Source organism: Roseibium sp. M-1, assembly GCF_054515675.1.
This window is the reverse complement of record NZ_CM137257.1, coordinates 6,489,065-6,501,827: the sequence shown is the minus strand read 5'-3', so window position 1 is coordinate 6,501,827 and position 12,763 is coordinate 6,489,065. Positions and strand designations below refer to the sequence as shown.

At 60.4% G+C, this 12,763-nt stretch carries 11 protein-coding genes; 5 read left to right on the top strand and 6 right to left on the bottom strand.

From position 1 onward, the window contains the following. Positions 1 to 135 precede the first annotated feature (135 nt). Positions 136 to 681: a LuxR C-terminal-related transcriptional regulator gene (locus ACX3M4_RS29280; protein WP_459356454.1), complete on the top strand. Its 546-nt coding sequence runs from the start codon at positions 136 to 138 to the stop codon at positions 679 to 681. Positions 682 to 711: 30 nt separating this feature from the next. On the opposite strand, the gene ACX3M4_RS29275 is transcribed toward ACX3M4_RS29280, so the two are convergent. Continuing rightward, positions 712 to 1,950, bottom strand: coding sequence for a DUF1963 domain-containing protein (locus tag ACX3M4_RS29275; RefSeq protein ID WP_459356453.1), 1,239 nt, complete (start codon positions 1,948 to 1,950; stop codon positions 712 to 714). A 144-nt stretch (positions 1,951 to 2,094) separates the two neighbouring features. Between ACX3M4_RS29275 and ACX3M4_RS29270 the strand changes: the two genes are divergently transcribed. After that, positions 2,095 to 3,135: a PLP-dependent cysteine synthase family protein gene (locus tag ACX3M4_RS29270; protein WP_459356452.1), complete on the top strand. Its 1,041-nt coding sequence runs from the start codon at positions 2,095 to 2,097 to the stop codon at positions 3,133 to 3,135. Positions 3,136 to 3,359: 224 nt separating this feature from the next. Here the strand turns inward: ACX3M4_RS29270 and ACX3M4_RS29265 are convergent, their stop codons facing one another. Further along, on the bottom strand, positions 3,360 to 4,817 hold the full coding sequence (locus ACX3M4_RS29265; RefSeq protein ID WP_459356451.1) for a diguanylate cyclase domain-containing protein: 1,458 nt from the start codon (positions 4,815 to 4,817) through the stop codon (positions 3,360 to 3,362). 266 nt (positions 4,818 to 5,083) lie between these two features. Between ACX3M4_RS29265 and ACX3M4_RS29260 the strand changes: the two genes are divergently transcribed. Beyond that, positions 5,084 to 5,803: a DUF1287 domain-containing protein gene (locus ACX3M4_RS29260; protein WP_459356450.1), complete on the top strand. Its 720-nt coding sequence runs from the start codon at positions 5,084 to 5,086 to the stop codon at positions 5,801 to 5,803. A gap of 12 nt (positions 5,804 to 5,815) precedes the next feature. On the opposite strand, the gene ACX3M4_RS29255 is transcribed toward ACX3M4_RS29260, so the two are convergent. From ACX3M4_RS29255 to ACX3M4_RS29245, 3 genes are all read right to left on the bottom strand, one after another. Further along, on the bottom strand, positions 5,816 to 6,544 hold the full coding sequence (locus tag ACX3M4_RS29255; RefSeq protein WP_459356449.1) for a S1 family peptidase: 729 nt from the start codon (positions 6,542 to 6,544) through the stop codon (positions 5,816 to 5,818). Between the two features lie 156 nt (positions 6,545 to 6,700). Continuing rightward, on the bottom strand, positions 6,701 to 7,885 hold the full coding sequence (locus tag ACX3M4_RS29250) for a mandelate racemase/muconate lactonizing enzyme family protein (protein ID WP_459356448.1): 1,185 nt from the start codon (positions 7,883 to 7,885) through the stop codon (positions 6,701 to 6,703). Positions 7,886 to 7,902: 17 nt separating this feature from the next. After that, on the bottom strand, positions 7,903 to 9,480 hold the full coding sequence (locus ACX3M4_RS29245) for a trimethylamine methyltransferase family protein (protein ID WP_459356447.1): 1,578 nt from the start codon (positions 9,478 to 9,480) through the stop codon (positions 7,903 to 7,905). Between the two features lie 95 nt (positions 9,481 to 9,575). On the opposite strand from ACX3M4_RS29245, the gene ACX3M4_RS29240 reads away from it, so the two are divergent. Further along, on the top strand, positions 9,576 to 10,562 hold the full coding sequence (locus ACX3M4_RS29240; protein ID WP_459356446.1) for a LysR substrate-binding domain-containing protein: 987 nt from the start codon (positions 9,576 to 9,578) through the stop codon (positions 10,560 to 10,562). A 163-nt stretch (positions 10,563 to 10,725) separates the two neighbouring features. Beyond that, positions 10,726 to 11,706, top strand: a complete 981-nt coding sequence (locus ACX3M4_RS29235) for an aldo/keto reductase (RefSeq protein WP_459356445.1) — start codon at positions 10,726 to 10,728, stop codon at positions 11,704 to 11,706. Here ACX3M4_RS29235 and ACX3M4_RS29230 read toward each other — a convergent pair. Next, positions 11,703 to 12,674 carry a LysR family transcriptional regulator gene (locus tag ACX3M4_RS29230; protein ID WP_459356444.1) on the bottom strand — a complete coding sequence of 324 codons (972 nt, stop codon included), beginning with the start codon at positions 12,672 to 12,674 and terminating at the stop codon, positions 11,703 to 11,705. The two genes, ACX3M4_RS29235 and ACX3M4_RS29230, sit on opposite strands and share 4 nt — an antisense overlap. Between the last annotated feature and the right edge of the window lie 89 nt (positions 12,675 to 12,763).

Genomic DNA, 12,763 nt, shown 5'->3' with positions numbered 1-12,763 from the left:
CTGCCTCATCCCTTCGGATCGCTGCCATTTTCCGCCATGGTGTGGTCTTCAGAAAAGCAGCCTCCATCGGTGTCTATCTGATACCCTTTTGGCCCTTGGGCGGAAAATTCCGTCAAAACACCTAACGGGAAGATCATGGAAGACTTCGCGGCCCTTGCCTTCGACTTTGCCCCGGTCGGCCTCGCCTTTACCGAAAACCGAGAGATCCGGCGCTGCAATCCGCGCCTCGCGGAGATGTTCGGCTTTCCGCTGGAGGCCTTGACAAACGCCTCGCTATCGATCCTTTACCCGTCTTCCGAGGAGTTTCAGCACATCGGCCGTGTCGGCGTTGCTGCCATGAAGGGAACCGGGCGCTACCGCGACGAGCGCATCATGCGCAGGAAGAACGGGCAGTTGTTCTGGTGCAGGGTGCGCGGCCAGTCGCTTGACCCCGACGCCCCTTTCGCAAGGGCAGTGTGGAGCTTTGCCGACATTTCCGAAGACCGGCCGATTGCCGTCATGAGCCTGCGCGAGCGGCAGGTGGCAAAGCTTCTTGCCGAAGGCAACACCACCAAGGAAATTGCCCGCCTCCTGGACCTGTCACCGCGCACGGTGGAGGTGCACCGTGCGCGGTTGATGAAAAAGTTCAGTGCCCGCAACAGCCTGGAGCTGATCGCCCACATTGCGGGAATACCGCTGTAGTTGAGTGAAGATCCTTTAACGGCGGACGTGTCAGTGCCCGGCCATCCGCAGTTTCACCTTATCCCAGTTTCGCTCCCGAATGTCATCGGGATGCATCCAGAATTGCACCACGCCGTTATCGCCCCATGACAATCCTAGAACTGAATCACCGCTCAGGTGAAGCAGCGGCTGATAGCTCTTGAGTTTTTTGTCAATCTTCTGGACCGGCTTCCCGGCGCCAAGGAAAAGATGCGGTCCGTCGTCGGAATAAGGCTTGTTGTTCCAGCGACTAGCAACAGTCGGCGGCAAGAGAACAGGTTTTGGCTGAGCACCAAAGGCCAATATACTCAGAACGCCTCGCATATGCCTTGGCAGCGCCTGGTAAACCTTGGAAGAGATGGCAGTCATAGCGTCCGCCAATTCAAGAAGGATTTCATAATCCTGTCGCGGAATCGATGAGTGCGCCTCGCCCTCCTCGGAGATCCGAAGCAATTCCGCCATCAACTTGGGAAGTGTTTCCTCATTTCTCCTTTCAGACGACAGCATGTTCCGCGCATGTTCGAGTTGCTCTTCGCACTTTTCCCCGGCCCGGACAGGTGTGTAGCTGAAACTCCCATACCCGGCGGCGTTGATCGCCGCTTTGAACGCGTCGTCTTCCATGTGTTCAAACTGTCGGATGGCGTCCAGCGCGTTTGACAGCCAGTCGACCCGCTGCTGTTCTTTTTCCACGTCGAACTCGATGTATTTTTTTTCTATCGCACGCTGCAGCAACAGGCGCCAGGCTGCAGCCGCCTCCCGGAACGGCAAGCCGTCCCGTTCCAGATCGTAGATACTGTCATAGCTCAGGCTCGCAGCTTTCGCCGTTTTCGCAGCGGGAGTTTCCGCAACTTCGACCAGCTCAACCGGACTGCTTAGAAAACGATCGCGTGGATGAAAGACGTGATACTCCAACGCGTATTCGAAATCCTGCCCGTAGGGCTGCGGCAGGTCTGAAGGCGGCGTACACGGCTCGGCGTGGTGTTCGCTATAGACGATGCTGGCCGGAAAATCATTTTCAATCGCCGAGAACGAAAATTCCGTATCCGCAAAAAAGCTTAGCCAACCTTTTTCCGGCAAACCTGCCTCGATTGCACCTTCCGGCACCGCAGACAAATCAATCTGGGCAAGGAAATGCAGGGGCAGTCCCGTCACCGAGCAACGTGGCCATTGGCTTGCCTCTATTCTTGGAACCCCTCCGATCCAGCTGGAGGAACTTTTTCCGAGCGGGCAACGAGCAATCAAGTATGACATGAGCAACTTTCGGTTGGAGCAAAAAAAAGTTAGCCCGACATTTGTACTTGTTTTGTTCTAAAGTGCAACCATTGAAAATCGGGGTATGGTGATGTCTTGCGAAAAGCCAGCACCGGCGTGGCAAACGGGAGAGTGAGGAACCAGATGGACAGATGGGTGCGGGATGCGGTTGCCAAGATCAATGCGGATGCGCACCGCTCCGCCGACACGCATCTCTTCAAGCTTCACGGGCTGAATTGCGGCGACGTCGACATCTACCTCAAGGACGAGAGCACTCACCCGACCGGCAGCCTGAAGCACCGCCTCGCCCGTTCCCTGTTCCTCTATGCGCTCTGCAACGGCAAGATCCGCGAAGGCACGCCCGTGATCGAGGCCTCTTCCGGCAGCACCGCGGTCTCCGAAGCCTATTTCGCCCAGATGATCGGCGTGCCCTTCATCGCCGTCGTGCCGAAAAGCACGGCCGCAAGCAAGATCGAACTGATCAAATTGTTCGGCGGCGAACCGCATTTCGTCGGCTCCGCTCCGGAAATGCACGGTGCCGCCGTGGAACTGGCCGCCTCCCTCAACGGGCACTTCATGGACCAGTTCACCTATGCGGAGCGGGCGACCGACTGGCGCGGCAACAACAACATTGCCGAGAGCATCTTCAGCCAGATGGAATTCGAGCCCCATCCCATTCCGAAGATGCTGGTTATGAGTGCCGGCACCGGCGGCACTTCGGCAACCCTCGGCCGCTTCGTCCGCTATCGAGGCTATGACACGGGCCTTACCGTCGTCGATCCGGAAAACTCCGTCTTTTACGATGCCTACCGGACCGGCGACCGCAGCCTTACCGAAAACTGCTCCAGCCGCATCGAAGGCATCGGCCGGCCGCAAGTGGAGCACTCTTTTCTGCCGGATGTGATCGACGCCATGATCAAGGTGCCGGACGCCGCCAGCGTCGCCACCATCCTGTGGCTGGAAAATCTCATCGGCCGCAAGGCTGGCGCCTCCACCGGCACAAATCTCTGGGGCACGCTGCAGATCGCGCGGCAAATGATCGAACGCGATGAACAGGGCTCCATCGTCACGCTGATGTGCGACAGCGGCCAGCGATATCTCGATACCTATTACAATCCGGATTGGGTGGCGGCCAGGATTGGCGACATTTCGCCCTTTGCAGCCGAGTTGGAGAGCTGGTGCTGAGACGTCAGGTCCCGTCTGACCGAAAAGGGGAAACTGGTTCAAAAGGGCAAGCGCGAACAAGTGCCCCATCCGGCGAGACGCCGCTTACGCGGCTCCTCAGGATGAGGTGGTTTGGACTTTCCAAGCAATTTCAACCTCATCCTGAGGAGCGAGCTTGCTCGCGTCTCGAAGGATGGGCCACATACTCCTGAGCAACAGCAGCCTCTTTGAGTACGGGGATCCGTTCAGCTCGCCGCCTGCAGCCGCAACCGCTTGAAGGTCTGGATGTTCGCACCGGTCCGCTTGGCCTCGTACATGGCCTGGTCCGCGGCCTTGATAAGGCCCTCGGCGCAATCCGCGTCGTCGGGATAGAGCGAAATACCGATGCTGACGCTGATCTGGATCGTGTGACCCTGAATGGTCATGGGCTTGCAGATTTCCCGGTAGATGCGCCTTGAGCAGGCCATCACGTCCTCTTCGCCGCAATAGTCGCTGACAATCACCGCAAATTCGTCGCCGCCGATGCGCGTCACGATATCGCCGTCGCGGGTGCAGCGCTTCAGGGTTTCGGCAACGGTGCGCAGCAGCGCATCGCCTACCGGGTGCCCATGGCTGTCATTGACCGGTTTGAAGGTGTTCAGGTCGAGCATCATCAGCGCGAACTTGCTTTCTTCCCGGTCCGCCAGGGCGACGTTTTCCTCAAGGCAAAGGCTGAAATGTGCCCTGTTGGACAAGCCCGTCAGATAGTCCGTCATCGCCAGGCGCCGGACCTTCTCTTCCGTCGATTTGAGCAAGGTGATGTCCGTATGGGTTCCGGACATGCGCAAGGGTTTGCCGTCCTTCGTCCATTCCACGACCCGGCCGCGATCCAGGACCCATATCCAGCGGCCGTCCTTGTGGTTCATGCGGATCTCGCAGTCATAGGCTTCCTTTTCACGGGAAAAGACGGCCTTCAGCTTTGCCTCGGACAGCTTGACGTCATCTGGATGGGCCAGTTTCCTCCAGGTCTCGGTGCTGACTGGCTGCAGTTCCTCAAGCGTATAGCCGACGATTTCCGCCCATCGCTCGTTGTAGGCGGCCCCTCCCGTCTGCACATTCCACTCCCAGGTCCCGACATTCGTGCCGAAGATGATTTCCCGCAGGCGCTGTTCCGAAGACCGCAGTCGCTTGTGCGCGCCGTTGCGTTCCAGAAACAGGAAGAAAACGACCACAAGCGACAGGCCCAGCGTCGCAACCAGGGCCAGCATCCACTTGTTGCGCGCCTGGTAGGCCTCGGACAACTGCGCGCTCTTCAGGTCGACCATCTCTTCGAGGCGGGTCTTGTAATGCGACAGCTCCTCCTGCCGCTGCAGATCGGCTGAAATGTCGTGAATGACCGACAGCAGCGCCTGCTGCCCCTGGAAAATCAACGGCGTGGAATGCACCTCAACCGTCCTGGCGGTGCCGTCGGCGCGTCTGTGGCGGAAAATGAAGAAGTTGCGGTTTTCGCTCTTCGCCAGTTGCCGCTCGGCCCGGACCTGCTCCGGCGTCAGCAGATTGATGTCCTGAATGGCCATGGCCCGCAGCCGGTCGCGGTCATAACCATAGAACGTTGCGGCGGCAGTGTTGGCATCGATGATCTTGCCGGTATCCGGTTCGATCAACATCATGGCGGCACTGTGGTTCACAAAGACCTGGTCATAGGGCAGGTTGTCCTGTGCCACAGCCACCTGCGGCAGCAGCAGAAAAACCCATAGTACCCTTGTCCATTTTAACAGTATTTTGCCAAAATCCATTCGAAACGACCACCTTTTGGTCAAGTAAAGCCGGATCTGATTAAATTTCCTGAAACAACATCACGAATTCCTGGCGTGTCAATTTCACCAGTTTTTTGTAATCGGCGGACGTACCTACGGCAGGTATCGGCCCGTCGCCCAATTGCCGTCTTACTCACCCGTTAGGTCTGACCCGTCATGTTCGGAGGGTCGAAATGAAGCGGCGCACTTTTCTTTTCGGGTTCGGCATCCTGGCTGCAGGCGGCGCAATGGCGGCGACGGCCGTGCCCCGGCATCGGTTGGAAACCGCTTTTCAGGTTGCCCGCAGTTCCCTGGCCGGACCGGCCGCGCCGCCCGAGCCACTTGCCCTTCAGGCGGCATGGGCAACGACTGACCCCTGGGCGGAAAAACTGATCGCTGCAGCGGAGGAGCAGATCGGCGTTACCGTGATCTACGATCCGGCCTATGTGTCCCTGAAATTTCCGAACGGCGACCTGCCGCGCGAGCGCGGTGTGTGTACCGATGTTGTCGTCCGCGCTTATCGCGACGCCTTCGGCTTCGATCTCCAGTCCGCTGTCAATGCGGACATGAAGGCGAATTTCGCCGCCTATCCGAAGATCTGGGGCCTCCGCCGCCCCGACAGGAATATCGACCACCGGCGCGTGCCGAACCTGCAAACCTATCTCAAGCGCCGGGGCGCTGCGCTTTCGGTTAGCCAGGAACCCGCCGGCTATCTTCCCGGCGACCTCGTCTCCCAGATGCTTCCCGGCAATCTTCCCCACATTGCCATCGTCAGCCACCACCCCTCGCCGGACGGCAAAAGGCCTATGCTGATCCACAATATCGGCGCCGGCACGCGCCTCGAAGACCGGCTCTTCGAGTTCGAGATAACCGGACATTACCGGTTCCGCCCGGCGGAAGTCTCGGAAAGCTGATACTTTGGGGCCTCAATCGGTCAGCGTCATCAGGATATCGGCGTACCAGGCACAATTAAGCCCGAGCGCCTCGTCCAGCACGATGTCGCGTGTGCCGACATCGAGCCGCGCCGAATGCACACCGAGCAGCTTCCAGGGCAAGTCTCCCGGCATTCCCTCCAGGTCCGGTGCTCTGAGAACGACGGGAGCGCCGCTCGTGCCGCGATGGGTACGGGCATCTGTCAGAAAATACCCCAGTCCCTGAAAGCGAAAGCCGTAGGAGGATGCAATTACGGCGTGACGGACGACGGGCATGTGGTGCAGCGTGTCGTGAAAGCCGAGCGGAAAGCCGACGATCAGCACCGAACTGCCGATTTCGATATTTTCCTGCGGACCGCACAGATGATCCGGAGTGAACGACCGGTAGAGAACATTCTGCGGAAATGCTCCCCGGTCGATCTCAATGACTGCCACGTCTATGTCGCCGCCGCCGTCTCCCCCTTGCCGCCAGAGGCTGACGCCTTCCCGGTACAGGGGGATGGAAAACCCGACGGAGACGGCGAGATTCTCCGGCTTATTGTGAAGCTCGATTTCGATCCGGGTCGGATGGTGACCGCTCGCCTCGTCGACCATGACATGTCGGCCGGTGACCAGAAAAAGCCTCTCTCCCCGTTCAAAGAAGAAGCTGCTTGCGTTGGTCAAATGGACCTGGTCGTTGAAGGTGGAAATGCGCGGCGACGTGAGCAGGACGGGGTCGATCATTGTCGGTCGGTTCTCCAATAGGCCAAAAGCCACGCTGGCAGACCAAACGGCCCGCCTTCACAGCTACCCTAACGCAGTCACGGGAAAACGATACGACGGTGTTTTTGTTCCTGTCGGGCGAAACGCAAAGTTCAGTGCCCGGTCAGAATCTCTCACCTAATGCAGCGGCAGCGTCCGGTGGTGCGTCGGTTGCGCCGGATTGTGGAAATGGCTCATAGGCCCATTCTCGCGGAACTCAGCCGCCCAGCGCGCCATGTTCTTGGGATCAAGGTCCACACCAAGTCCCGGTCCCTCGGGCACGGCGACGACATCGTTTGTCTGCCGGAAAGGCCCATCCCTGATCACGTCGCCGATCTGCCAGCGGAACAGGGATTGCGAAGCCTCCGAGATCAACGGCGTTGCCGCCGAGACATGCAGGTAAGCCGCCGTCATGATGCCGAGATCGTTGGAATAGCACCAGAAGCCCTTGCCCATCGCCTCGCAGGCGGCAATGAATTTCAGCGCCCGGGAGATCCCGCCGAGAGCCGCAAAATTGCAGACGAAATTGTCGGGCGCACCCAGCGCAACGGCCCGCCGCAGGTCCGGCACATGGGTCGAGAAAGGGATGAAGCTGTGCTGGCGCAGCGCTGCCATTTCCTCGAAAGTCGCGACCGGGTCCTCGTAATTGCGGATGTTGAAGGGTTCCAGCTCCCGAAGCAGCCAGCGGGCCGTCGTCAACGAATACTGCATGTTGGAATCGAGCTTGATCTGGGCGTTCTCCCCCAGCGCCTCGCGCAGCATGCGCACCGTTCGAATCTCCAGCTCCGGGTCGCCCAGGATCAGCTTGCCCTCGAAGATGCTGGACCCATGCTCGTCGCGCATTTTGAGGCAATAGTCGCGGATTGCTTCCGGGCTCATCTCGCCGCCGGCGCCGTTGTGTTCCGGACGGAAGGAGAAATACTCGGAGAACCTGATCTCCTTGCGCACCGCCCCACCAAGAAGCTTGTAGAGCGGCAACCCGAAGACCTTGCCTCTGATATCCCAGAGCGCCACTTCCACCGCGCCGAAGGCAACCGAAGCCGCCCCCTCGCCCGTATTCGCTGTAATCTGCCACGGTGGCACACAGCGGCTTTCGCAATCGGCAATATCGAGCGGGTCTGCCCCGATCAGCGCCGGGGCGATTTCGGCCTTGATGACCTCGCCGAAATGGTACCAGGGCGCTTCGCCGAGACCGACGACGCCCTCATCGGTTTCCACCTCGATGATCGACTTCGAAGCGCCGGGATAGAGCCCGCCGGTCCACCAGAAGGGCGCGTCGAAAGGCACGTTCACATGGGTGACGCGGATATTGGTGATCTTCATTTTGGGAGCCCCTCCCCTCAGTACCAGCGGTCGTCCATGGAGGCCTTGCGGCTGGCGACGAAGTCGGCCAGCGCTTCGGCAATGCCAGCGTCCAGAGGCGGCGCCTCATAGGCGGCCAGCGTCTCTTTCCAGGCCTTGTTCGCCCGGGTTGCCGCATCGACAGAGCCGTTTTCCTCCCATTTCTCGAAGGATTCGTTGTCCGCAAGGGCAGAGTCGAAGAAGGCGGTCTCGTAGTTGCGCATCGTGTGGGCGCAGCCGAAGAAATGATTGCCCGGCCCGACCTCGCGGAAGGCATCGAGTGCCAGTGCATTGTCGTCGACAGCGACACCGCCGAGATAGGTGTGCAGCGCGCCGCAGAAATCCGCGTCCAGCATGAATTTCTCGTAGGACATGGAAAGCAGTCCGTCGAGGAACCCGGCGGAATGCAGGATGAAATTGGCGCCGCAATGGATGGCCGAGAGCATCGACATGGTGCCCTCGTTCATGGCGTGGGCATCCGGCAGCTTGGAGGTCGTGAAGTTGCCGGCACAGCGCAGCGGCAGGTTGGCGCGGCGCGCCAACTGGCCGATGACCAGTGAGCCTGCCGCCGGTTCCGGCGTGCCGAAGGTGGGCGAACCGGAACGCAGGCTCATCGAGGAGAGGAAGTTGCCGTAGATGACCGGGGCGCCCGGTCGTACCAGCTGGGTCAGTGCACATCCGGCCAGCGTTTCGGCGTGGGCCTGGGCAATGGCTCCAGCCGTCGTCACCGGCCCCATGGCCCCGCCCAGGATGAAGGGCACCAGCACGGTGCCCTGGTTGGCCCCGGCATAGGCCCTCAGCACCCGCGTCATGGTGCCATCCCAGACCAGCGGCGAATTGACGTTGAGATTGCCCATGATGACGCAGTTGTGCTCGACAAACTCCTTGCCGAACAGGATCCGTGTCATCTCGACGGAATCTTCCGCCCGCTCCTGCGCCGTTACCGATCCGAGAAACGCTCGATCGGACAGGGTCATATGGGCAAGCACCATGTCGAGGTGCCGCTTGTTGACCGGCACATCGACAGGCTCGCAAATCGTTCCGCCTGAGTGATGCAGCCAGGGCGAGGACTGGGCGAGCTTGATGAAATTGCGGAAGTCCTCGATGGTGCCGTAGCGTCGGCCTTCATCGAGGTCCATGACGAAGGGACTGCCATAAGCCGGTGAAAACACCACGTTGTTGCCGCCGATCCCGACGCTGTTGGCCGGGTTGCGGGCATGCTGGGTGAATTGGCGCGGAGCGGTTTTCAAAAGCTCGGGGATCAAGCCTTTCGGGAAACGAACGCGAACCCCGTCGAGCTCGGCTCCGGCAGTCCGCCACAGTTCCAGTGTCTCCGGATCGTCGCGAAACTCGATGCCAATCTCTGCCAGAAGCGTTTCGGCTGCCGTTTCTATGCGAATGAGGTTTTCTTCCGTCAGAATGTCGTAGGGCGGCAATTGCCGGACGATGAAGGGCTTTCGAAGGGGAGCAACAGTCCGCGACCGTTTCTCCCGCCGCGCGGCCCTGCCGCCACTTCGGCCGTGTGGCGGCGTCTCTACAGGCTGCTTCAGACCCGCAGCTTCTCCAGCAATCGTCATGACGTCTCCTCCCAGGCATCTTCATTTTCGATGCTAGGCGGATTTGAAAGCCTTGTGATGCTTGAAAATAGTCATGTTTCGCATATGATTTTTTCATGGAAAACCTGCGCCGTCTCCTCCCCTCCTTCCGTGGTCTCGTCGCCTTCGAGGCCGCCGGCCGTCTCGGCTCCTTCACCCGGGCGGGCGAGGACCTCGGCATGACCCAGTCCGCTGTTTCCTATTCCATCAAGTCACTGGAACAGGAGGTTGGCCAGTCCCTGTTCGAGCGAGGACACCGGGAGGTCCGGCTGACTTCGGCCGGCAAACAGCTTCACGTCGAGGTGTCCAGAAGCCTGCACTTGCTCATCCAGAGCGTTAACGCGGTGCGCACCAAACCGTCCGACGATGTGGTGACCCTCTCTGTCTCCACCGCCTTCGCCACTCTCTGGTTTGCGCCGCGCCTGCAGCAGATGCGTACCGACCTGCCTGAGATCGAGCTGCGCCTCCACACAGCCGACCGGGATCTCGACATTGCCGCCGAGAACATTCCGCTCGGCATCAGAGGCGGGCGCCCCCGCAACTGGCCGGGCTACGACAGTCATCCGTTCGCAGTGGAAGAAATCATCGCCGTCGCCTCCCCCGCCTATCTGGAAGCGAAAGGCGCGCCTGCGCGGCCGGTTGATCTTCTGGGCCATCACCTGGCACATCTGGACGAACCCTACCGCTATGCCGCCACCTGGAAGGACTGGCTGCGGTCTGCCGGTGTCAGCGGCGCCGACAAGGTTCGCGGCACAAGGGCAAACGAATATGTCGCCGTCGTGCAGATGGCCCTCGACGGCGATGCCATCGCGCTCGGATGGCGGCATCTCGTCGACGAATTCATCCGCAAGGGGCGCTTGCGGCAGGTGACCGGTCATGCTTTCCGGACGGGCAACAGTTTCCATGTCATCAGCTCCCGCAGAAAGCCCCTGACGGAGAACGCTCGCAAAGTGCGTGACTGGATCCTGGCGCAGCCGGATCTGGCGACAGACCCGGCTTCAGCGGGCACGAATGCCGAAAGGCGGCTGAACATGCTGCAGATGGGGTCGACGGGACCGTCGTAAGCTTCAGGGTCGCACGTGGCAGCACTTCTCAGACTTCGCTCGAACCTCCAGCCATCCCGGCCCCCGCTTGACCGAACACGACTTCTAACTCTTCCCCGGTTGCCCCTTGACGCTGGCCACAATCGCCCGTCCATTTGCAAAATACCGAAACGGGAGCCTCATCATGCAAAAACGCCTTCTCGGACAAGGCCTGGAAGTCTCCGCGCTCGGCTATGGCTGCATGGGGCTCAATCACGGCTACGGTCAGCCGATCCGGCACGAGGACGCGATTGACGTGATCCGCAAGGCGCACGCGCTTGGCGTTACCTTGTTCGACACGGCCGAAGCCTATGGCCCCTTCACCAACGAGGAGATCGTCGGCGAAGCGCTGGCGCCGATCCGCGAAGACGTGGTGATTGCCACCAAGTTCGGCCTGATCAACGAAAAAGCCGAGTTTGCCTCCTGCAGCCGCCCCGACCATATCCGTACCGTCTGCGAGGCGTCCCTGAAGCGGCTGCGCACCGACCGGATCGACATCTTCTACCAGCACCGGGTCGACCCCGACGTTCCGATCGAGGATGTCGCCGGAGCGGTCAAGGACCTGATCGCGGAAGGCAAGGTCAAGCATTTCGGCCTTTCGGAAGCGGGTGTGAACACGCTCCGCCGGGCCCATGCGGTGCAGCCTGTCACCGTGCTTCAGAGCGAATATTCGCTCTGGTGGCGCGAGCCGGAAGCGGAAATCTTTCCCGTGCTGGAAGAACTCGGGATCGGTTTCGTGCCTTATTCCCCGCTTGGAAGAGGCTTCCTGACAGGAGCTATCGATGCCTCGACGGAGCTCGATGCCAACGACTTCCGCAACAACGTGCCGCGTTTCGACGTCGAAATGCGCCGGGCCAATGCCGCTCTGGTCGAAAAGCTCGGTACACTTGCGGACGCAAAAGGTGTGACGAGAGCCCAGATCGCCCTTGCCTGGATCCGGCATCAGAAGCCCTGGATCGTTCCCATTCCCGGCACCACCAAAGTGCACCGGCTGGAGGAGAACCTTGCGAGCCTCAATGTCGTTCTGAGTGCGGCCGATCTCGAGGGGATCGAGGCAGTCCTCTCTGAGATCGCGATTGCCGGTGACCGATACACTGCACAGATGCAGTCCAGGATCGATCGTTAAGCCGGCACCGAGGGGGTCCGGAGAAACTCATCTCCCGTCATCGCACAGCTGGGCGGCCGTGCGGCTGCCCATGCGCCCGTGTCGCGCAGCTCCAGAATGACAGTCTTCAGAAGCTCCCGCACAGCTTCCAGCGCCCGTGTCACCGGCCTGCCTCCGGGCGACATCAGATGGGCCCCACGCCAGAGCCCCGGTGCTGAAAACCGGCTGACGCAAAGCGTGCCGGCCGCAACCTCTTCACTGACCGCATAAAGCGGAAGGATCGACGGCCCGAACCCTGCGGCGACCAGGCGTTTGATGTTGTTGAAGGAATCTATTTCCATCGCGATCTCGGGCAAAAAACCGAGCGTCTGGAACTTCCGGTCGATCAGCAGCCTCAAGCCGTGCGCCCCGCTCGGCAGCACCATCGGTACGCCTTCCAGGGCGGCAAGGTCCATTTCCGGTGGCTGTGCGCTGCCACCCGGCCACAGAACCACCAGTTCCTCCTCCAGAAGCAGTTCGGAGCGTATGCGTGGATCTTTGGATTTGCTGTAAAGCACCGCAAGATCGACCTTGCCTTCGCTCAGCCAGTCGCCGACGAAACCGCTCATCGCCTCGGTGATGTTGAGCGTGATGCGCGGATAACGCTCGCGCGCGGCCAGGATCAGCGGCAGGGAAATCATGGCGCTGATCGTGCCCGGCAGTCCTATCCGGACGACACCTGCCGGATCTGTTTCGAGGTTGCGGATATCGTCTTCCGTCCGGGCCAGATCCTCCAGGATGCCGCGCGCCCGCCGCAGCAGCAGCTCGCCCGCCTCCGTCGGTGTCACGCCGGACCGGCTGCGGGTGAGAAGCTGCGTGCCGAGCTGCTCCTCCATGTTCTTCAAATGCAGCGACAAGGCCGGCTGCGCCACATGCAGGCTTTCCGCTGCCCGTGTCAGCGAGCCCTGCTCAGCGATCTCAAGGAAATAGCGCAGTTGCCTGACGTCCATGCGCCGGAGATTACCATATCATTTTTATATGAAAACTATCCAAAACATATATTTGTTTAATGTCACCGAGAGGGCTTAACTGCGGCCAA